Here is a 21,872-nt window from a genome sequence, read left to right on the forward strand (position 1 = left end):
CGGTCAGGCCGGCGCCTTGGCGGACAGGCGCTTGAGGCGCTCCAGCGCGCTCTCGCCGGCCGTCTCCGGCTGGCTGACGGACTTGCGGATCGCATCGAGTTCGGCCTGCTGGTCGAGCGGCTTCTGGCCGATGTCGGCGACGATGCGCAGGCCCGACGCTTCGTTCGTCACGGCCTCGGCGCGGCGGGTCAGCGCGGACAGCGCCGTCGAGTTGCCGCGCATGCTCGTCAGGCCGGCCAGCTGTTCCTGGCGTTCGAGACGCAGTTCCTGCAGCTCTTTCTGGGCCTTGGCCGCGGCCAGGGCCTGCATCGCCTTCTTCGCCTGGGCGTCGAATTCGGCCAGCTGCTTGGACAGCGCGTCGACGATCTTCTGCAGCTCGTCCATATAGGCCTTCGCGTCGGCCTCTTCCTGGATTTCCTGCGGCAGGCGCGCTTTGTTCGACTCCAGCTCGTCGCAGAACATGGTCACGGTGGCTTCCGAGATCGTGCCGGCGGACAGGCGCTCGGCCAGCTTCTCGGCGGCGCGTTCGTCGTTGGCGATCAGGTTCTGCAGGTTGACGACGTCGCCGTGCTCCTTGTCGAACGACGCGCGCGCCGTCGCCAGCAGTTGCGCCGTGTCGCGCAGGGTGGCGACCAGGCGGTCGCGGTCGGCCTCGGTCGCGGTCTCGGGGTCGAAGTTGGCGATGGCCTCGGCGATGCGATTGCCCAGGGCGCCGAAATGCTTCGTGACCAGCCGTGCGGTCAGGCCCCATCCACTAGCGTTGCTCATTGTTGTTCCTTTCGTGCGGTGAAGATAACGATTTAAATTACTACTGGATGACGATGCGTTCCTGCTCGACCGGGATGCCGACGACGAAATCGACGTGGATCCCGCGCTTGCCCGCATCGCCGTCGACGCTCTCCACGATCTCCGTCGTGATCAATAAATATTCGCGCGTGCCGTCCGCGAGGTTGCGCACGTACGGCATGAAATAGATCTCCTGGCGCAGGCCGTGCATGCCGGCGGCATCGTCGATGCGCGTCTCGCGGCCCTTGAACGGCGTGACGAATTGCGCGTCCGGCGCGCCCGCGTCGCGCGCATAGTCGACGCGGTCGGCGGCGCCGAACACGGATTCCAGCGTGGCCGCGTCCAGCATGTCGGCCAGCTGCTTGCGCCACAGCGTGTAGCTCGCGTCGCCCAGGCCGCAGCCCGCGACGCCCATATACGCGTCCTGGTCGTCCGCGGTTTCGGGAATCACGCGCGCCAGCTGGGTGCAGTACAGGACTTCGGCCACCTTGCCGTCGTCGCCGCAGAACACCTGCAGGAATTTCTCGTCCGCATCGTCGTCGCCCTTGTCGAGGTAGAGCCGGTACAGCTCCACGTCGGGCTGCAGGCGCATCTGCGACACCGCCAGGATGCGCGTGTCGCCGGCCGCCGGCATCGCGATCAGCGAGCCGTTCGCCTGCGCGCGCACGATCGGCGACACCTGCATCTGCACGACGCTGCCGATGCGCGCGCCCAGCGGCACGCCATCGTCGGCGTGATGGTCGCCCTGGGTGACACCCTTGTTGGCGGCGACGGCGCGCACGTAACTGAATACATCCTTCCAGGCCATGCTCGTCAATTCCTTTCGAACGAATAATTCGGTTTCTTCGCGTCGCGGCTGCGGCGCAGGCGGCGCCACGCGAAATACAGGGCCCAGCCGACGAGCGCCAGCACGCACAACGTCACGAACAGGCCGAGGAACGACGTGCCGCCGCCATGCGCCGCGGGCGTCGCAGGCGTCGTTGCGGCGCCCGGCGTGGCCGGATAGCCGCCCGGATAGCCGTTGTTGCGCGCACGCGCGCCGTGCATGGCGTTCGCGAGGACGGCGCCCGCGATCACGTGACCGAGGCCGCTGTCCTGGCGGACGACGATCGGCGCCTGCGGCTGCTGGACCGGTCCCTGCGTGTACGCCGGCGCGGGCTGCGGCGGCGCGCCGTGCTCGTAGCCGGGCACCGGGCGCGTGTCGCGCGCCGCGTCGGCCTGCGCCTGCCGGCGCGCGTCCAGGGTGCGCAGCGCGTTGGCTTCCGACGTACTCTTGTCCAGCTTTTGCGACAGCGCGGAATCCGATTTCTGCGCTGCCGTCCCGCCGCCGCCGAACGTGCCGAAGCCGCCCGATGAGCGGGCCGGCGCCGCCGGCTGGTCGGCGCTGCCGGTCGATGCCGGGTGCCGGCCGAACGAGCCGAAGCCGCCGGACTTCGCCGCCGAATACGACGGCCTGGCCGACGACGAACGGTGCGACGAGAAGCCGCTCTTGAAGGCACTCGACGACGTCGTGGGCCGCGCGTCGGCGCTGCCGACGTGCGCCAGCGGCAGCAGCAACGCGAGCACGAACGCAACTTGATTAGTCTTCAACATGGTCAGGAAAGCGATCGAAAGTTAGAATGAGCATAACGACCCGGATGGTCGCACGCATCGGTGAAATTAGCAAAGGATTACCATGACCCGCCGTTACCTCGACATGAACCAGCACGACGCGTTGTACACGATCGCGCGCAAGTACCCGGGCGGCATCGATGCGCTCGCACGCGAGCTGGGCATGTCGGCGAATGTGCTGCGCAATAAACTGTCGCCGACGATCGCGTCGCACTACCCGTCGTTCGAAGAGGTGTCGTTGATCGTCGAGTGCTGCCACAAGGCCGGCGTGCCGGACGCGCACCTGCCGCTGCACGCGCTGCTGGTGCGCCACGGGATGGCGGCCTTCGTCGTGCCGCAGCCGGAGGCGGCGCGCCAGGACGACCTGTCGCAAACGGTATGCCGCGTGATGAGCGACGTCGGCGCCGTGGCCGAGGCGGTGTCGAGCGCCCTGCTCGACGGCACCGTCACCCCGGCCGAGGCCGACCTGATCGAACGTAAATTCCATGCCGCGCTGTCCGCGCTGGGCGCCTGGCGCGCACGTCTGCGCCAGGAGACCGGGGCGGGCATCCGCTGATCAGGAACGCACGCGGCCCGCTGCCGCCGCTTCGTCCCGGGCCGCGCTGCGCAGCGACCGCAGGAACAGACCGAGGCCGCCGAACGCCAGCGCGAGGATGCAGATGAGTTCAAACGCGGGCATCGTGCGCAGCGCCATGTTCACGGACGCGATCACGCCGAACACCAGCGCGGCGAACGCGCCGACCGCCAGCAGCCAGCCGAAGGCGCTCCTGGCGTCGTAGAAGATCATGGCGATGCCGATCACGAGGGGGATCAGGACGATCCCGCCCGTGATGCCGTAGCCGCCCACGCCGAACAGGCGCGTGCCCAGGCCGAAGCTGGAACTGACCTCGACGCTGTTGAGCAGCAGGTAGAAGCCCCCGCACATCAGGATGAGCCCGAGGAAAAACTGGCCCGTTCCCCCACTCGTTCCGCCCGCACCGTTCATCGTGACCTCCGTCCGTGTTTTTGTTAAGACGGCGACAACAATACCAGAATTTCCGGTCACAATGCCAGTGTGCCGGGCGGTAAAGCAACGATCGCTTTACCGGGACCGCGGGTTGTCCGCGACGGGTTCGCCGAAATCCGGCATGCCGTCGGCACGCCAGTGGATGACCTGGGCGCGCGTGTTGCGGTTCGGATCGTGCAGCGAATCGCCCTGGATCTCGCGGTAGTTGCGCGCGTGGTAGACCAGCACGTCGGTCTTGCCGTCGGGCGTCGTCGTGAACGAATTATGGCCCGGGCCCCATTGGCCGTTCTTTGCGCTGCTCCGAAAGACGGGCTGCGGCAGCTTGGTCCACGACTTCGGATCGAGCAGGTCGGCGTTCGCCGGCGCGCTGGTCATGCCGAGGCAGTAGTTCTCATCCGTGGCGCTCGCCGAAAACGTGATGAATACGCGGCCGTGGCTGTCCAGCACGGCCGGGCCCTCGTCCACGGCGAACTTCACCTTCTCCCATGCATATTCCGGTTTCGACAGCAGCACGGCCGGGCCCTCGATCGACAGCGGCGTCTTCATCTTCGCGATGTAGATGTTGGTGCCCTTGCTCCCGTCCGGCGCCGTCTGCGTCCACACGAGGTAGCGCTGGCCGCGGTGTTCGAACGTGGTGGCGTCCAGCGAGAACGATTCCCAGCCGGTCTTGACCTGGCCGCGCTCCACCCATTCGCCGGTGAACGGGTCGGCGGACGCATTTTCCAGCGCGTACAGGCGGATTTCCCACGGATGCTCGGCGCTGCCGGCCGTGAAATAGATGTACCACTTGCCGTCGATGCGGTGCATTTCCGGCGCCCAGATGTGCGCGCCCATGACGCCCGTCGCGTGCTTGCGCCACACGGTCTTGGCCGGCGCCGCCCCCAGGTCGTCGAGCGACCGGGCGCGGCGGATCTCGATGCGGTCGTACTCGGGCACCGTCGCCGTGAAGTAGTACCAGCCGTCCGGCTGCAGGCTGACCTGCGGGTCGGCGCGCTGCAGCACGAGCGGATTGTGGAACACGGGTTCGCCCGCGCGGGCGGGCGCGCACGCGGCGGCGAGGCACAGGGCCAGCGCCGGCAAGGCGCGGAAGGTAAAGCGGACCATCGGATCTCCCAAAAAATTATGCCGGCGGATCGAGCCGGATGTGCACCGGCGCGTCGCGATCCGTGCGCACGATGCCGCCTTCTTCGATCAATTCGCTCACCTGGATCAGGCTGCGGCGCTGTTCAAGACCGTCGCGTTTCGCGTCCGGGCCCCGCCTGCCGGGATGGACGAAATAGAACACCCACGCGCGGCCGCCGCTGACGACGACGTCCGCGTGCCCGCCCATCACGCCGTCCTCAAGCCCATGGCCCGGCTGCTCCAGCAAGGTGGCGGCCTGCTTCTTCCACGTCAGCGCGTCGTCGGAGCGGAACACGGCCAGGCCATGCCACACGTCGACGATCATCCACCACGCGTCATGCCAGCGGAACACCTTGGGCCCTTCGCCGCGCTGGGCGACGGCGAGACCCCGGTCGGTCCAGTGCTCGAGGTCGGGGCTGTCGGCGTAGTAGATGGTCTTGCCATCGCGTTCGTTGTTGTACCACATGCGCCAGGTCCCGTCCGGCAAACGGGCCAGCGACGGGTCGATCACCTTGTCGTTAGCGAGCGGGATCTTGACGGGATGGCGCCACGTGCGCAGGTCGGTGCTCGTGAGGTGCACGATCACGCGCGGGTGCCCCCAGTCCGTGAACACGCCCGGCACGACCGTCAGGAACATGTGATACGTGCCGTCGCCGGCGCGCACGACGTCGGGCGCCCACTGCGTTGACTCGTTGCCGCCCAGTTCCGGCGGCAGCTCGACGTCGGCCGTGCCGACATAGGTCCAGTGCGCGCCGCCGTCCGCCGACTCGGTAATGCCGATGCGCGTGCCGTGCACCCACGACACGCCCGGCAGCCCCTGCGCCGTCGCGCGCCGGTTCGTGTAGAACATCCACCAGCGCTTGCGCGCCGCGTTCCACACGAGGGTCGGATCGGCGGCGCCGTCGTACACGGGGTCGCGGAACAGGGGCTTGGCGGCGACCGCGCCGGGCGGCACGGCGCGCTCCGCCGCGCACCCCGCGACGCCGGCCAGCGTCAACAACAGGGCCGCGGACATGGCCGCGAGCGGCCGCAACGTGGCTAACACATCGTCTCCTTCATGCGCGCGGTCTCGGTCCGCGGTCAACCGCAGGGATCATAGGCGGCGCTCGCCTGGCCGACCAATGAAATTTTTCGCGCGACCGATACCTTTTGCGCATGGCGGACGAACTACCTCTGCTTGCGCGCCCTGCGCGGCCCGTCGTCCATGCCCGCCTCGTCGACGTCCGCCGACGCCGAACGCGAGCGCTGGTATTCGAGCTCGCCCGCTTCGTCCGGCAGCGCGGGGCCCGTGTACATGACGGCGACGTCGGCCAGCGCGCTGGCGCGGTCCGGGCCGAAGCCGGACAGGGACGTCAGCCGCAGCCAGCGCGCGGTGACGGTCCGGTCGAACCGCACGGTCTGCGGATCGAACGTCGAAGCAAGCGTCGGCCGCGCCACGTCGCGCCAGGTCTGGCCGTCGTCGCTCGCCTCCACCCGCCATTCGCGCACGTCGCCCTCGTGGTCGCGCTGGTTCTGGCGCGGCATCAGCACAAGACCGTCGAACGGCACGGCCGCGGCGAAGGCGATCGTCAGCACCGGCTGCGGACGGGGCGCATCGCCCTTCACCGCGACGAGGCTGTACGTGTTCGGATCGCCGTCGACGACGTTCGCCGCGTCCGGCCAGCCGCTGGCCACCGCGCCGAGCTTCTTCATCACGCGCGTGTCGAACAGGCTGGCGCGCAGCGCGGCCGGATCGACGGCCGTCGCCGGCCGGAAACGCGGGCCCGCCATGTAGTCCAGCAGCGAGCGGCGCAGCTGGCGCGCGGCGGGACGCTCGTCCAGCCGGGTCTCCAGGTCGAACGTCGACACGAGCAGGCGCCCGCCGCCCACCGTCGCCTCGAACACGGCACCGAGACGGTAGTTGCGGTTCCAGTCGTCGATGGGCTGCACGATCGGCATGAGGCCCGCCGGCAGGCGCGCCAGGTTGAACGCGCGCGCGCCTTGCACGAGGTCGCTCCACTGCCAGTCCATGTGGTCGGCCGTCGGAAATCCGGCCAGCGCAGGGTGGGCGCGGTCGACCCACAGGCCCAGCATGCGCGACCAGGCGGGATTCATCAGGCGGTTCCAGAACACCGGGACGTCGGCGAGCGGCGGCGACGTCCAGTCCAGGTCCGCCTTGCGCGGCAGGTACAGGACGCTGCCGCCCTGCGCGAGGCGGGCCTCGGCCTCCGGCCACGCATGCGTCACCAGCACGCCGGCGGGGACGGCCGCGTCGACCTTGTCCGGGTACAGCCAGAAGTTCCAGTCGTTGGCGACGGCGGTGCCGTCGAGTCCCACGACGAGCTTGTAGTGCGCGGGCGCCGGCAGCCGGGCCAGGTCAGCCTGGACGCGGCCCAGCGGGATGTTCTTGCCGATGGCGATGTCGCGCGCGGCGAACCGGCCTTGCGCGACCGCGCGCCCGCCATCGTCCTCGATGCGCCACCACGGCCGCGCGCCGGCCAGCGGTGCCGGGCCGTAGTGCGCGATCTCGACCGGGACGTCGAACGTATCCGCCGTCGTGAACACGGCATGCGTGAGCCGGGCCAGCGGCACCGTCGGGCCGTTGAAGCGGCGGAACGCTTCCGGCGTCGCATCGCCCTTCGCGTCCCAGAACGTGTCGAGGATGCCGACGAGCGCCGTGCCCTGGCCGAGATAGTCATGCAGGTCCAGCAGCTGGTAGCCGCTCATGCCCTTCGTGCGCAGCGCCGCCTCGATCTCTTCCTTGTAGCACGCGCGCTGCCACTGTCCGGACGCGAGCGCGAAGTCGTGGTCGCGCGCGAGCACGCCGTGGCGGCGCGCGGAATCGCGGAAGATCTCGTAGTTCCCGGGCCGCAGATACCCGGTGAACTTGTCGATGACGGAAAAATCGGGATACGCGACCCACTGCCCCATCTCGTGGGCGATGACGGGTACCGCGATGCCGTCCAGCGACGCGCCGTAGTCGCGGCCGAACCAGCCCGTCTTGTTGCGCAGGGGTTTGGGGCCGATGCGCTGCACGGCCAGGTAGTCCGTGTCCTTGTCGAGGTCCGGCACGACGCGTTCCGTGTGGCCCGTGCCGTTCGTGTACAGGCGGCGCGGGTCTTCCGCGCGGAAGCGCGCGATCCACGGCCCGAACACGTCCTTCCAGTGGCCCGACGGTTCGTTGCTGGGACTCAGCAGGAGGAACGACGGGTGGTTGCCGTAGGCGCGGATCAGGCGCTCCGTCTCGTCGAACAGCATCGCCGCGATGGGGGAACCGGGCTCGAAGCGGTTCCACATGCCGGGCTCGATCTGCAGGTAGATGCCGGTTTCGTCGGCCGCCTGGAACGCGGCTTCCGGCGGCGTGAACGAGTGGAAGCGGACGTGGTTGATGCCCCACGCCTTGTTGATGGCGAAGATCTTCTTCCAGTACGCGACGTCCGTCGGCGGATAGCCGGTGAGCGGGAAGTCGCCGCCGTGGTGGGTCCCGCGCAGGAATACGGGGCGGCCGTTGACGAGGATGTCGGTGCCGCGCGCCGCCACCTGCACGAAGCCGAACGACACGGTACGGGCATCGTTCGCGCCGGGGCCGGCCAGGCGCAGCTTCAGCTTCTGCAGCACGGGATGGAATTCGTCCCACGTCGGCGCGTCCTTCGGATATTGCACGCGCAGCTCGGCGCTGCCGCCCTGCGCCGTCCAGCGCACGGGGATGCCGTGCCCGTTCGCGAACAGCGTCCCCTGCCCGGCCCGGCCGCCGCCGCCGTTGCCGTTGCCGACCTTGACCTTGACCTTCACGAGCACGCTGCGATCGGCGACGTCCGGAAAGACCTGCGCGTCGTCGATGTACACCGGCGACGTCGCCCGCAGCTCGGTCTTGCCGACGATGCCGTTCCAGCTCATGCCCAGCGAATCGGAGATGCTGTGCGAGTCGGGCCGGTACGCCATCAGCACGCGCGAATCGACGCGCACCGTCACGCGGTGCCGGCCCGGCGCCAGCAGGCCGACGTCGTAGTCGTGCGGCGCCACGAGGCTCAGGTTGGAGCCGAGCGCGCGGCCGTCGATCCATGCGCTCGAGCCCCAGCGGGGCCGCTCCAGGTGCAGCACCACGTGCTTGCCGGCCCAGGTCCGCGGCACGTCGACGTCGCGCTGGTACCAGGCGGCGCCCAGGTAGTGGCGCGGGGGCTGGCTCAGGAACGGCACCTTGACGTCGCCCGGCGCCGTGTACGCCCGGTAGTCCGCGCGCAGGTTCCAGTGCTTGTCGTACAGCGACAGCACCCACGGCGTCTGCGCCGTGACCGCGTCGCCGTAGCCCTGCGCGTTGAGGATGCCGGGGATGCGGATCCGGTCCGGCAGCGCGCGCTCGTCCCAGTGCTCGGCCACGCCGGCGTCGGCGCGGTCGAGCGCGAAGCGCCAGTCGCCGGCCAGGTCCAGCACGTCGGCGGCATGCGCGGACGCCGCGCCGGCCAGCAGGCCGGCCGCGACGAGGCGGCCCAACGTCATCGTCAACCGCCGAACCGGAAGTTGGCGCCCGCCATGATGCGGCGGCCGGCGTAGCTGTAGTCCAGGATGCTCGGGGCGCCGCTGGAGAACGGCACGTAGGAACCCTGGCTGTCGCTGATCGCGGCGTTGTTCAAGTTGCGGCCTTCCAGGAACACCTCGACGTTCGGGGTGATCTTGTAGCTGACCTTCGCGTCGACGTAGCGGGTCGCGTCCTTGAAGTTCGGCGAGCCCGGATTGTAGGCCGGCGGACGCGTGTTGCCGCTGGCGTTCGGGTAGTTGTTCAACGCATTGCCCGTCCAGCCCGCGATGTTGGCGAAGTAGCTCGCCACGCCCTGCACCGCGATGCGCGCCTGGAAGCGGCCGTCGTCGTACCACAGCGCCCAGTTGTACTGGAACTTCGATTCGCGCAGCGGCGGCATCGGGGTGCCGGTCAACAGGTCGACGATGTTCTGCGTGGACGTGACCGAACCGAGTTTCGTGTAGTTGCCGTCGAAGCCGAAATTGCCCAGGAGGCCAGGCAGGAACGTGAACGCGGCCTTGGTGCCGAACTCCCAGCCGGTACGGGTCGTCGGCACGCCGTTCTGGTACGTCGAGAACGAGAACGGCAAGTTGGTCAGCGCCTGGCCGGTGGTCGGGTCGGTCAACGCCATGCCCAGCGTGCCGTTGGACGACTGCACGATGGCCGGGCCGATGATCCCTTTCTGCTTGAAGTAGGACAGCGAAAACATCGTGTCCTTGTTCGGATAGTACTCGGCGCTCCAGTTCTGGTTCAGGTTCTTCTGGGCCTGCAGGGCCGGGTTGCCGATCTTCGACGTGCAGCGCTGGCTGTCGTCTTCGCTCAGGCGCTCGTCGTAGCGGCACAGGCCCTGCGGCAGCAGGTAATTCACCGGCGGGCGCGCCACCGTGCGGGCGCGGTTGTAGCGCAGCACGAGCTGGTCCGGTACGAACCACATGGCCAAGTTATAGATCGGCAGGAAGTCGTGGGTGGTGGCGTCGATCGCCGTGTTGGTCGTCACCGTGACGTCGTCGACGCCGTTCGGCGAACCCGGATTGAGGGGGTCGAAGTTGGCGTTCTTCGTGATCGACTCGAACGACATCTGGCCCACGCCGTGCACCTTGGTGCGGATGTAGCGATAACCCAGATTGCCTTCCAGTTGCCAGCCGAACGGCAGCGCGCGGCTCGTGAACGGGATATGGTCGATGTTGAAGTCGCCCATCAGGTACAGCGCCTCGGAGCGCTCGCTCATGCGCGTTCCCGGCTGCTCGTAGGTCTTGCCGTCCGACCCCACGCAGCTGTAGATGCAGTTCAGGTTGGCGTTCGGGACGCCGGACAGCTGGAACACCTTCTGCACGTCGATGTTCGGCCAGTTGGTCAGGGCGCTGCCGAATTCGCCGTTGGCGCCGTTGAAGAACCGGGTCTGCGTGATATTCCCCGTGAGCGACTGCGCGATGATGTCCTGGAACTGCTGCGGCGTGACGGTCACGGTGCCGGAACCCAGGCGGTTGTACGAATTGCCCTGCACGAAGCCGTACTGGCACTTGTTGCCGCCGGCGCCCAGCGATCCCGGGGTGTCCTGGCATCCGACCAGGGAACTGCGGACGATCGACGGCTGGACCCAGACGTTCGGATCCGTGCTCGCCTGGTAGCCGTTGCCGTAGGCGCCGGGGTAGTAGTAGCGCGTGTCGCGGAAGTTGAAGCCGGTCTTGAATCGGGTGAAGAAGGGAACCGACTCCGGGGTCGCCCACGTGACGTCGGCCTTGGCCGTGCGTTCCCCGGTTTCGCCCACCGACGGGTTGTAGGTGAGCTGCGGCTGCGAGAAGGTGACCAGCGGCTGCTGTGCGGTCGAATACGCCGGCACGCCGTGGATGGTGGTGCTGCTGGCGTTGACGGCCTTGGACGCCGCCTGCTGCACCAGTTGCACGTAGTTGGCCGGATTGTACAGGTTGAAGTTGGAGCCGGACGGGAAGCTGTACGTCCACAGCCCGTTCGGCTGCGCGGTCAGCTGGGCCGCGCCGTAGTGGGTGGCGAACGTGGTGCGGAATTGCTCGCTCGCGTACTTCGACTTGGCGTCGCCGACCAGCCACTCGGCCGTCAGGCCGCCGCGCCGCCATTCGCCGCCGGTCTGGAAGTACCGGGTCACGGTCGACGCCTTCTGGAAGATCTGGTCGACGCCCGCGCTGCCGTCGCTGATGCCGAAGCTGGTGACGTGGTGGCTGGCGTCGACGGTGACGGATGCCGGGTCGACGTTGGTGACGGCGCCCTGTACCGCCGGGCCGTTGGCCAGGTAGCTGGTCGTGGTCGGGTACAAATAGTAGTTGCTCAGGCCGGGGACGACCGCGCGCACGCCGTTCTTGTCCGCGAAGGTCGAGGCCACGTTGACGTTCATGCCGCCCAGGTTGAGGAAGGACGTGTTGTTCTCGGTCGCCCGTTTCGAATAACTGCCCTTGAGGTAGACGGTCAGTTCGCGGTTGACCTTGAAGTCGCCGCGCAGGTCGAGGTCCTGGCGCTTGTCGATCTCCGTCTGGACCTTGTTGCGGACCAGCGAAGGCGTGTAGTCGTTCCACTGGTTCAGGCAGCTGATCAATTCGTTCTGGCGCTCGTTCACCGCGTTGTTGCGGTTCGTCGAGCTCAGGTTCTTCAGCGTGGCGTCGGCGGTGGTCAGCTGCGGGAAGGCCGCGTAGCATTCGGCCTTGGTCTTGGCCGCGGCCGACTTGGTCAGGATCTCCTGGGGCGTCGCCGTCATGTAGCTGCCGGTGCCGCTCGTGTACGGGTAGATGCCTACCGACCCGAGCGCCGGGCCGGCCGGCGTCGTCGACGCCGGATCCGCCATGTTCAAGGTCGACGGATTGTAGGTGAAGGTCTTGTCCGGCGAGTTGTCGAAGTCGATCGCGCGGGCATAACCCGCGTTCGCACTGGTCGCGACCTGCATCTGGTGCTGCTCGTTCTGGGCCGTCGACTTCGACGCGTTCAGGATCACGCCCAGGCGGTTGTCCATGAACTTGCGCGTCAGGATGACGTTGGTGTCCGGCTCCCACTTCTTGTTCAGGTTATTGGTGGTGCCGGACACCCGGACGGCGGCGAACGGCTCCTTGAAATCCAGGCCCGTGCGCGTCTTGATGATGATGCCGCCGCCCAGCGAGCCCTCGACCATGTCGGCCGTCGAGCCCTTGACCACGTCCACGCTCTTGATCAGGTCCGCCGACAGCTGGCGGAACTCGCTGCCGCGGCCGCTGGTGCCGGGCCCGACGCTGTTCGCCGACTGCACGGCCATGCCGTCGATCTCGACGCGGGTCAGGTCCGGGCCGTTGCCGCGCACGGCGACGGTGACGCCCTCACCGAAGTCGCCGCGGTCCAGCGCGACGCCGGCCATGCGCGAGATCGCCTCGCCGATGTTCCGGTCCGGCAGCGAGCCGACGTCTTCCGCCACGATCGAATCGATCGCGGTGGCCGCGTTCTTCTTGCGGGCGATCGACGATTGCTGCGATTTGCGGGTCGACACGATCACCGTCGCGATCCCGGCCGCGACCGCGTGGTTGCCCTGCGCGGCCGCGGCCGTGCCGCTGCCGGCCGCGGTGCCGGGCGCCTGCGCATTGGTCGCGTCCTGCGCCGGCGGTGTGTCCTGCGCCAGCGCGCCGGGACTCGCCATCAACGAGGCGAGCGCCAGCGAGACGGCGTAGGCGAGGCGTGTGGGACGGATGACTGTTCGGATGTCGTGCATGTCTGTCTCCTAGGTGGACCGCGCTGTGCGGTCTGTTTTTTTCGCGGCGGCGCCGCTGTTCTGATGCTGCGGTCGTCGACTCATCGGCGTGGGAACAGTGTAGGATGATGGGCAGGCGCTGTGATATATCACTGGGAAATACTCATCGAAGTGAGCGAAGCGTGTGCGCAATCGACACAGGTTTCGCTCAACGGCGCGATTGCGATGCCGATTTTGCGCGGTTTTGCGGGTTCGTCGCGGCGCCGGTTATCGCAACGCGTCAGCGCCCGGGCGCATAATCCGCCGGCAGCAGCATGTCGGGGAAGCGCGCACGCAGCTCGTCCAGTGCCTGCAGGGTGCCGGACAAGTGCTGGCGCACGGCGCGCTGGGCGCCGGCCGCGTCGCCCTCGGCGATGCAGCGCGCGATCCGGTCGTGCTGGCGCAGGATCGACAGCGCCTTGCCGTTCAGCGGCAGGTGCAGCCGGCGCAGGCGGTCCAGGTTGCCGCTGCAGCTGCGCATCATCGCCCACAGGTCCGGCAGTTCGGACGCATCGTACATGCGCTTGTGGAAGGCCATGTCGATGCGCGTGAACCGTTCGAAGTCGCCGGCCTCCAGGCAACCGCGCTGGCGCGCGACGATGTCCGTCAACTGCTGGCCCAGCGCGACCCTGGGCGCCCGCGCCAGCACCCACGCGATCTCCAGTTCCACGGACAAGCGGAAGAAATGCGCCTGGCGCGCGGCCGCCAGGTCGATCGCGCGCACCCGCGTCTGGTGCTGGGGATAGATGTCGACGAGGCGCTCTTCCTCCAGCCGCAGCAGCGCCTCGCGGATCGGGCTTTGCGACAGCTGGAAGTAGTCGCACAACGCGGGCCGCGCCAGCACCGTGCCCGGCTTCAAGGTCAGGCCGACGATCTGCGCGCGCAGGTGCTCGAACACCTGCTCGGTCGCGCTGCGCGCACGGTTCAGGCGGAACGGGACGGCGCCGGCGCTCATCGGTCACGGCCTCTCGTAGAACTCCGCCTCGACGATGGACAGCGTGGACGCCGGCACGCCGCGGGTCCCCGTCGCCGTATTCGCCTGGTTGGCGACCTCCGTCAGGCGCATCCCGCCGCCCTCCTCCGCGCGGCCTTCCAGCGTGACGCGCACGGTGCGGCCCAGGACGGGCTTCAACGGCAGCGTCACGTACCCCAGGCTCGTCGGCGTCACGCCGCGCCACGCTTCCTGGCCGTCCACGTCGATCCGGAGCGGATAACGGCGCTCGCGCCAGCCCGTCAGCTTCAGCACCACTTCCGCCAGGCGCGCCGGCCGCGCCAAGGTGTACGCGATCGCGGGCGCGGCGCCGGGCCGGCTCGTCCAGGCGGTCGTCTCGTCGTCGTCGATGGAGCGCATCCCGTCCGGCGCGTCGACCGACGCCACCGGCACGGCCACGCGCGACACCGTGAACGACGGCGTGGCCGGGGTCGGGCCGCGGTCCAGGTGCGCGGACGGCGCGGGCGCAAGCGCGGCCAGCCCGTCCTGCACGGCGACCGGCGCCGACACCAGGGTCAGCTCGGCCGGCGCGAGTCCCCTGGCGCGGGCGCGGATCACGATGCGGCCGGCCGCGGGCGTGGTGCGCAGCAGCACGCGATTGACGCCGCCTTCGACGGGCAGCGCATGCGCGAGGATGAAATTGTCCGGCCCCTGCGCGATCCCGCCGCGCCATTCGGCCGGGCCCTCCACGTCGAAGTCGACCAGGTCCAGCGCCAGCGGGTTGCGGCGGCCGGCGGCATCGACGACCTCCACCTGCACGAGCGCCATGTCGGCGCCGTCGGCGCGCAGGCCCTGCGGCGACACGATGGGCGTCAGGCGGAGCGCGGCCGGGGCGCCGGCCGTCGCCAGGGTCGTCGCGCACACCTGCGTGCCGTGCGCGTCGTAGCCGACCGCCCTGAGTTCGCCCGGCGCCCACGCCACCTGGTCGAAGGTGAACAGGAAGCGCGCGCGCTGCACCGCCGGCCCCACCTCTTTCCCGTTCAGGAACAGCTTCACGTGATCCGCGCTGGAGACGACGGTGACCGGCTTGACCGTCCCCGCCGGGTAGTTCCAGTGCCCGATGATGTGGGCGCGCGGGTGCTCGACGTCCACCCAGCCGTCCCACATCACCTGGTGCGCGTACCACGCCTCTTTCGGGATGCGCATGGCGTCGACCTCGCCGCTGCGGCGGTAGTTCTCGGCGCCGCGGTGGTGCGTGTTGGAGTCCGAGAACACGATGTTCACGCCGCCGCTGGACACGCGCGTGCCGGTGCCCGGCCGCTCGCGCCAATAGTCGTACCAGCGCAGGACGTCCTCGACGGCGAAGCTGTCCTGGTTGCGGTTGTAGACGCTCGCGTCCTGGCCGCGGTACGGCGGGCCGTCGCCGTCCTTGTGGTAAGGCGGGCTGAGTTCATCCCAGTACTTGCGCAGCGCCTCGTCGCGGCAATACTCCATCGCCCACATCGGCATGCCCGCGCTCTTGTCTATGTACAGCATCTCGCCGCCGTATTCCGCGATGCCCCGCAGTTCCCGGCTCAGCATCTCGCGGCTGCCGGCCGCGCGGCCGCCGTACGGATCGAATTCGTCGCGCAGCGCCTTCATTGCGCGCATGTGGTCCGCGCCGACGCCCTTGTTGCCGGCCTCGTAGAACACGATGCTCGGGTTGTTGCGGTTGTAGACGATGGCGTCGCGCATCGCCTCCAGGCGCTGGCCCCAGCGGCGGTCCTTGACGTCGCCCTCCGAATCGCCGGCCGGCATCGCCTCCATCAGGCCCAGTCGGTCGAGCGATTCGACGTCCTGCTTCCACGGCGTCACGTGCATCCAGCGGATCAGGTTCGCATTGCTCGCCAGCGCCTGGCCATTGCTGTAATCGGACAGCCACGCGGGCACGGCGCTGCCCACCGCGGGCCATTCGTTCGTCGTGCGCTGCGCATAGCCGTGCACCTGGATCGCGCGGTCGTTCAACGCGATCATGCCGTTGCCGAAAGCGGTCTTGCGAAAGCCGGTGCGGGTCGTCACGGCGTCGAGCGGCTTGCCGTCGACCTTCAGGGTCGTCACGACGTCGTACAGATAGCCATAGCCCCAGCTCCAGAAATGCAGGCCCGCGACGGGGGCGCTCGCCTTCAACGTGACCGTGGCGCCGGGCGCGATCGCTTGCGCCGGCGCCGCGAAGTGCGCGACGGGCTTGCCGTCGCGGTCGCGCAGCTCGACGTCGTACGCGACCCGTTGCGGCTTCCCGGACGCGTTGCGCACCTGCGATTCGGCGTGGACGGTCGCCCTGCCGTGCGCGATGTCGAAGTCGCGCGCATACACGTACACGCCCGTCGTGCCGAGGCTCGCGTACAGGGGCAGCGTCTGGTAGACCGGCTCCATCACGTGCAGGTGCACGTTTTTCGGCAAGCCGCCGTAATTGGCGTAGAAATTCTTGTCGTTCCACTGGAAGCGCTGGCCCGTCGCCTGCTCGCGGTAGTCCCAGCGGTTGTCGGTGCGGACGGCCACGACATTCTCGCCGGCGACGAGCACGTCCGAGATGTCGACACCGAACGCATTGACGCCGTTCTCGTACAGTCCCAAGCGCTTGCCGTTGACGAACACCTCGGCCGCCTGGCGCGCCCCTTCGAATTCGAGGAACGCCTTGCCGCCCGGCTTCAGGCCGGGCACCTTGAAATGCTTGCGATACCACGCGATGCCGGTCGACAGGTCGGCGATGTCCTTGCGGAACGCGTCGTCCTCGTTCCACGCATGCGGCAGGGTGACGGCCTTCCACGCGCCGTCGTCGAAGCCGGGGCGCGCGGCGTCCGGCGGGTCGCCGACGTCCAGCTTCCAGCCGGGATTGAAATCGTACAGCGCGCGCGCGGCGTGCGCCGGCGCGGCGGCGGCCAGCGCCGCCAGCAGGACAAGACGAAGGTTCATGACGTCGGGACGCAGAGATGTCGGTCGCTGAGATATTAGCAGCGGCATCTGCGGCCTTTGCGCGGCCGCCCCAATTACTCAACTTGCTGAGCGTTCGCCGCGCCTGTTCGCCGGCCGCGCGCCCGACTCCCGACGGACTGGCCAACGGCACGGGAAGGCTGTTAGCATGGCGGCACGCGGGCCGACCGCGTGTCCGCCTTTCCTTTCCCGTATCAATGCAAACAACGATGACGAAACCATTCAAACGCATCCTGTTCACCGGCGCCGCCGGTAACTTGGGCCGCCGCCTGCGCGCGCGCCTGCACGAATTCGCCGACATCGTGCGCCTGTCCGACGTGGCCGATTTCGGCCCGGCCGAGCCGCACGAAGAGATCGTACTGTGCGACCTGGGCGACCGCGACGCCGTCATGCGCATGTGCGAAGGCGTCGACGCCATCCTGCACTTCGGCGGCATCTCCACCGAAGAAGAGTGGGCGCCGATCATGCAGGCCAACATCCTCGGCATGGTCAACCTGTACGAGGCCGTGCACAAGCTGGGCATCCGCCGCGTCGTCTTCGCCAGCACCAACCACACGATGGGCATGTACAAGACGACGGACCTCGTCGACGCCACCATGCCGCCGCGCGCGGACGGCTACTACGGCGTGTCCAAGGTGTTCGGCGAGACGCTGTCGCGGTATTACTGGGACCGTTTCGGCGTCGAGACCGTGTGCATCCGCATCGGCTACTGCTGGCCGGAAGCGACCAACTACCGCCAGATGGTGACGTGGCTCTCGCTCGACGACCTGGTGCAGCTGCTGCACCGCTCGCTCACTGCACCGCGCGTGGGACACACGATCACGTTCGGCATCTCCGACAACGAGGGCCGCTGGTGGGACGACCGCCACGCCGCCTTCCTGCGCTACCGGCCGAAGGACAGCTCGCAGCAGTTCGCTCACAAGCTGCCGGACACGGTGGAGTATCCGCCCGCCGACGACATCACGACCTTCTACCAGGGCGGCGTGTTCCTGCACAACGGGCCGAAGTACCGGCCGTAAACGCCCGTCCGGCGCGCCTCGTCGCGCCGGATGTCGTCTGACGTCCGATCTCATCCGGCACGGGCTCTACCTGCGCCGTGTGCACATTTTTTTTGCAAACTTGTCAGACAAGTGAATCCGCACGGCTATAATCATGTCCTGGACCCACTGTTTGCCACCGCCCGCATGAACTCGCCGACCGCCCTGCTGCCCGCCCGCAAGAAATACCGCAACCTCGCCCAGGGCGTCGTGGAAGAACTCAGCGGCCGCATCCGCCGCTCCGAATTCAACCCGGGCGACAAGCTGCCGCCGGAATCGGCCATCATGGAAGCCTACGGCGTCAGCCGCACCGTCGTGCGCGAGGCGATCTCGCAGCTGCAGGCGGCCGGCCTGGTGCAGACGCGCCACGGCATCGGCACCTTCGTCCTCGAGCCGCCGGCGGCGACGCTGGGCATCGGCACAGACAGTGTCGTGACGGTGCGCGACGTGCTCGCGATCCTCGAGCTGCGCATCAGCATGGAGACGGAAGCCGCGTGGCTGGCCGCGTCGCGCCGCACCGACGAACAGGTGGCGCGCATGGGCGAGGCGCTGGCCGAGATGCAGCACGCGCTGGAGAACGGCCGCACGTCCGTCGAGGCCGACGTGCGCTTCCACCACCTGATCGCGGAAGCGACGGACAACCGCTATTTCGTCGAGCTGCTGGGCCAACTGGGCAGCGCGATCATCCCGCGCGCCCGCCTGAACACGCCCGGCCTGGGCGAGGACAAGCCGGCCGACTACCTGGAACGGGTCAACCGCGAGCACGAGGACATCTACAAGGCGATCCTGCGGCGCGACCCGGAAGCGGCGCGCGCCGCCATGCGCACCCATTTGTCGAACAGCCGCGAGCGGCTCCGCGAAGCGCAGCAGCGCCTGCAGGAGCAGCCGGCGGCATAGGCCGGGTTCAGAACGTCATGCGCACGCCGGCACGATAGGTCCGGCCAATCACGTCGTAGATGCCCGGGTTGATGCCGATGCTCAGGTTGGTCTGCGGGACGAGGACGGCGCCGCGGTCGGCCAGGTTGTCGATCTTGAAGTACAGCATGGACTCCTTGGCGAAACGATAGGTCGCGCCGAAGTCGACGTAGGTGGCGCCCGCGATGTGGTTGTCGTAGATGGTCGGATGCGCCGCCGTCGGCAACGGGCAATCGGTCTGGCATTCGATGAATTCATTGCTGAACACACCGGCGCTGACCCAGCGCTCCGTCAGGCTGACGCCCAGCTTGCCGTCGTCCCACGATTCCGTCACCAGCGCCTTCCACTTGGGCGTGCTGCCCGTCATGGCGCCCGCGCCTTCGCTCGGCGTGGTGCCGGGCACGCCGGGGTCGGACACCGAGTGGATCGTGCGCGTGGCCATCCCGCGCAGCGTGAACGCGCCCGGCAGGCCGTAGTCGCGCAGGTTCGTGCGGTACGCGGTCTCGAGGTCCACGCCGCGCGTGTGCAGCGACGCGAAGTTGAAGCTCTGCGCCAGCACGTAGTTGGTGCCGGCCGGACCGTTGATCGACACGGCCGCGCACACGTTCTGGTAACCGGCGTAGCACAGGTCGACTTCCTGTTGCGGGCCCAGCGAGTTGATCACGTTCCTGACCTTGATATCGTAGTAGTCGACCGACAGGTTGAAGCCGCGCGCCCAGCGCGGTTGGCTCAGCACGATGCCGAACGAATTGTTGCGGGCCACCTCCGGCGCGAGGTCCGGGTTGCCGACGTTGCGCTGCTGGACCTGGACCGACGAGCCTTGCGCATTGTTCACCGCCTGGTTCGTGACCGTCATCGCGGCATACAGCTCCGACAGGTTCGGCGCGCGCACGTCCTTCGAGCTCACGGCGCGCAGGCGCAGGCCGTCGACCGGCGTCTTCCACGTCGCGCCGATCTTCCACGCGTTGGCGTTGCCGGCCGTGCTGTACTTCTCCTGGCGGTCGGCCACGTTCAGGTTGGCCTCGCCCCACGCGGCGGATTTCAGGAACGGAACGTTGAACTCGACATAGGCTTCCTTGACGTTGAACGCGCCGCGGCCGTTGTGGTAGTTCCCCGCGAACCAGTTGTCGCCACCCGCCGCGAGCGTCGTGTCGAGCGGATAATCGGGGCCGTAGCGCGACTGCAGGTCGACGCCGGCGCCGTACGGGTCGCCGTACACCGAGTAATCCTCGCGGCGCCACTCGGCGCCGGCCGCCATCGAGATCGGGCCGGCCCAGGCCTCGAGCACGTCGCCGTGCACGTTGGCGCTGACGACGTTCTGGCTCGAATCCGTGTGCTGCAGCGGCCCGTTCAGCGGCGCGATGTACGACCAGCCGGCCATATTGATCGGCACGTCGCCGAAGATGTCGATCGGCTGGCAGCCGTTGGCGCGCGCGGCGGCGTCGCGGCAGACGACGTTGCCGCTCGCGTCGCGGACGGCGTCGATCGCGTAGTTGTAGCGGCGGTTGAGCGTGATGTCGCGCACGCGCAGCACGGTCGTGTTCTCGCCGTGCTCGGCGTACGCGTCGTACGACCAGTCCTTGCCGAACAGGCCGAAGCGGCCGTCGGCGCCCAGCACGAAGCGACGCTGGGTCCGCGTCGGGTGCACGGTGATATTGGCGGGGAATTCCGCGTTCGCGGTTCCGACCTGCATCACGCCGTTCGGGTAACCGGACGCGCAGTCCGCCGCGACCGACGCCGGCAGGTAGGCGTTGTCGCACTTGATGCCGAGATTCGCCTGCTTGGCCGCGCCCGGGTTCGGCGAGAACACGGACTTCACCTGCGCCCAGTTGCCCGTCACGTAGATCTCGTTGTCCGCGTCGAGATCCCACGACAGCCGGGTGTAGGCGACCTGGCGCTTGAGGTCCATCGCGAGGTTCGTGCCCGCGCCCACGCTGCCGGACAGGTCGCCGCCCACGCAGAAGTTGCCGACGCAGTTCGTCCCGTACTGGAACGGATGGGGCGTGCCGCCCGGACCGAACGCCGTGCCCTTCAGCGGGCCGCTCGTGATCAGGCCGTACTTCGCGTACTGCACGTGCTGCGCATGCAGGATGCTCTTGTAGCGGGGCGCGCCCGCGGCCTGCATCGCCTTCGTGGACTCCTGCAGGGCCGGGTTCATGAACCAGGTGCGGCCGTTCGCGCCGACTTCGCCGAAGCCGGGCGAATCGATGCCGTTCTCCTTCGTGAATTCGCCACTGACCTCGACGTGCAGCCGGTCGTTCGCGAAGCCGCGGCCCCACGCCGCCTGCAGCGTGCCGTTCTTGTCGTCGTGGTATTTGGTCATCCCACCTTCCGCGTTGAACTTGAAGCCGTTGAACTTCTTGTCCGTGATGAAGTTGACGACGCCGCCCACGGCATCCGAACCGTACGACGCCGACGCGCCGCCCGTGACGACGTCGACGCGCTTGACGAGCAGTTGCGGGAACTGGCTCACGTCCGTCACGCCCGTCACGTTGGCGCCGACGACGCGCTGGCCGTCCAGCAGGGTCAGGGTCCGGATCGTCCCGAGGCCGCGCAGCGACAACGAGGACAATCCCTGGACGCCGCTCGACGTGCTGTAGGTGAAGGTCGTGCGGCCCGTGCTGCCCTGCAGGGCCGGCAATTCGATCAAGGTTTCGAACAGGTTCGGCTTGGCGGCCTTGGCGAGGTCGTCCGCCGTCAAGGTCGTCGTCGGCGTCGGCTGGCTGAAGCCGCGCGCCGCGATGCGCGAGCCGGACACGACGACGGTCGTGACGCCGTCGGCCGCGGCGGGCGCCGGGGCCGGGGCCTGGGCCTCCTGGGCGTGGCCCGGGATGGCGAGAGCGCCGCATGCACTGGCGACGGCGAGTTGGATCAGGGTCTTGCGAAACTGCGTTGGCATATCGTCTCCGTTTTATTGTGTCGGTATGGTTCGGTGCCTCTGCTGCTGTTCCAAGTGGTGCGATGCGCGATGATAACGCTACCTGTTAACGCTATCATTGCACGGTTCGCATTTTTAATCGATCGGTAAATACCCGTCCAATTACTTTTATTAATCGAGCAATGCCGACGTCATATCCAGACAAGACGACTCCCCATTTTTCCCTTGCCCTTTTCACGATCGACTTGTACGATGACTGACGATTATCGTCACTGCATTGCGTCGACGCCCTCTTTCTGGAGCCCCCATGAATCCGCAAGAACTCAAACAGGTCATGTCGTCCGGCCTGCTGTCCTTCCCCATCACCGACTTCGATGCCGAAGGCAATTTCCGCCCCAGCACC

At 68.2% G+C, this 21,872-nt stretch carries 14 protein-coding genes and 1 pseudogene; 4 read left to right on the forward strand and 11 right to left on the reverse strand.

The window, feature by feature from the left end; translation table 11 throughout:
- Positions 1-3: 3 nt before the first annotated feature.
- From ISF28_RS16495 to ISF28_RS16505, 3 genes are read right to left on the reverse strand one after another with little or no spacing between them, the layout of a single operon-like run.
- Positions 4-768, reverse strand: a complete 765-nt coding sequence (locus ISF28_RS16495) for a hypothetical protein (RefSeq protein ID WP_198118259.1) — start codon at positions 766-768, stop codon at positions 4-6.
- Positions 769-808: 40 nt separating this feature from the next.
- Complete coding sequence (locus ISF28_RS16500) at positions 809-1,594, reverse strand: DUF2491 family protein (RefSeq protein WP_198118260.1); 786 nt, start codon at positions 1,592-1,594, stop codon at positions 809-811.
- A gap of 5 nt (positions 1,595-1,599) precedes the next feature.
- A complete protein-coding gene (locus ISF28_RS16505; RefSeq protein WP_198118261.1) occupies positions 1,600-2,379 on the reverse strand; it encodes a hypothetical protein in 780 nt (259 codons plus the stop codon).
- 82 nt (positions 2,380-2,461) lie between these two features.
- Here ISF28_RS16505 and ISF28_RS16510 point away from each other — a divergent pair, with 82 nt between their 5' ends.
- On the forward strand, positions 2,462-2,953 hold the full coding sequence (locus ISF28_RS16510) for a phage regulatory CII family protein (RefSeq protein WP_198118262.1): 492 nt from the start codon (positions 2,462-2,464) through the stop codon (positions 2,951-2,953).
- Here ISF28_RS16510 and ISF28_RS16515 read toward each other — a convergent pair whose 3' ends face one another.
- The 7 genes from ISF28_RS16515 to ISF28_RS16545 all read right to left on the reverse strand — a co-directional run bounded on the left by ISF28_RS16515 (position 2,954) and on the right by ISF28_RS16545 (position 16,621).
- On the reverse strand, positions 2,954-3,382 hold the full coding sequence (locus ISF28_RS16515; protein ID WP_198118263.1) for a hypothetical protein: 429 nt from the start codon (positions 3,380-3,382) through the stop codon (positions 2,954-2,956).
- Between the two features lie 96 nt (positions 3,383-3,478).
- The gene (locus tag ISF28_RS16520) at positions 3,479-4,507 is read right to left on the reverse strand and encodes a glycoside hydrolase family 43 protein (protein ID WP_198118264.1); all 1,029 of its coding nucleotides are present in this window, start codon (positions 4,505-4,507) and stop codon (positions 3,479-3,481) included.
- Between the two features lie 16 nt (positions 4,508-4,523).
- Positions 4,524-5,570 carry a family 43 glycosylhydrolase gene (locus ISF28_RS16525; protein WP_198118265.1) on the reverse strand — a complete coding sequence of 349 codons (1,047 nt, stop codon included), beginning with the start codon at positions 5,568-5,570 and terminating at the stop codon, positions 4,524-4,526.
- A gap of 122 nt (positions 5,571-5,692) precedes the next feature.
- The gene (locus ISF28_RS16530) at positions 5,693-9,001 is read right to left on the reverse strand and encodes a DUF8487 domain-containing protein (protein ID WP_198118266.1); all 3,309 of its coding nucleotides are present in this window, start codon (positions 8,999-9,001) and stop codon (positions 5,693-5,695) included.
- A 2-nt stretch (positions 9,002-9,003) separates the two neighbouring features.
- Complete coding sequence (locus ISF28_RS16535; RefSeq protein WP_198118267.1) at positions 9,004-12,720, reverse strand: TonB-dependent receptor; 3,717 nt, start codon at positions 12,718-12,720, stop codon at positions 9,004-9,006.
- Positions 12,721-12,979: 259 nt separating this feature from the next.
- On the reverse strand, positions 12,980-13,693 hold the full coding sequence (locus ISF28_RS16540; protein ID WP_198118268.1) for a GntR family transcriptional regulator: 714 nt from the start codon (positions 13,691-13,693) through the stop codon (positions 12,980-12,982).
- 3 nt (positions 13,694-13,696) lie between these two features.
- The gene (locus tag ISF28_RS16545) at positions 13,697-16,621 is read right to left on the reverse strand and encodes a glycoside hydrolase family 2 protein (protein ID WP_198118269.1); all 2,925 of its coding nucleotides are present in this window, start codon (positions 16,619-16,621) and stop codon (positions 13,697-13,699) included.
- A 227-nt stretch (positions 16,622-16,848) separates the two neighbouring features.
- Between ISF28_RS16545 and ISF28_RS16550 the strand changes: the two genes are divergently transcribed.
- Positions 16,849-17,658: an NAD-dependent epimerase/dehydratase family protein gene (locus tag ISF28_RS16550; protein WP_198118270.1), complete on the forward strand. Its 810-nt coding sequence runs from the start codon at positions 16,849-16,851 to the stop codon at positions 17,656-17,658.
- A gap of 165 nt (positions 17,659-17,823) precedes the next feature.
- The gene (locus tag ISF28_RS16555; protein WP_198118271.1) at positions 17,824-18,573 is read left to right on the forward strand and encodes a FadR/GntR family transcriptional regulator; all 750 of its coding nucleotides are present in this window, start codon (positions 17,824-17,826) and stop codon (positions 18,571-18,573) included.
- 7 nt (positions 18,574-18,580) lie between these two features.
- Here ISF28_RS16555 and ISF28_RS16560 read toward each other — a convergent pair whose 3' ends face one another.
- A complete protein-coding gene (locus ISF28_RS16560) occupies positions 18,581-21,490 on the reverse strand; it encodes a TonB-dependent receptor plug domain-containing protein (RefSeq protein ID WP_198118272.1) in 2,910 nt (969 codons plus the stop codon).
- Positions 21,491-21,776: 286 nt separating this feature from the next.
- Here ISF28_RS16560 and ISF28_RS16565 point away from each other — a divergent pair.
- A pseudogene (locus ISF28_RS16565) lies at positions 21,777-21,872 on the forward strand (5-dehydro-4-deoxyglucarate dehydratase); the annotation flags it as partial.

The sequence above is a fragment of the Massilia rhizosphaerae genome (assembly GCF_016093545.1).
GTDB classification, from domain to species: domain Bacteria; phylum Pseudomonadota; class Gammaproteobacteria; order Burkholderiales; family Burkholderiaceae_D; genus Telluria; species Telluria rhizosphaerae.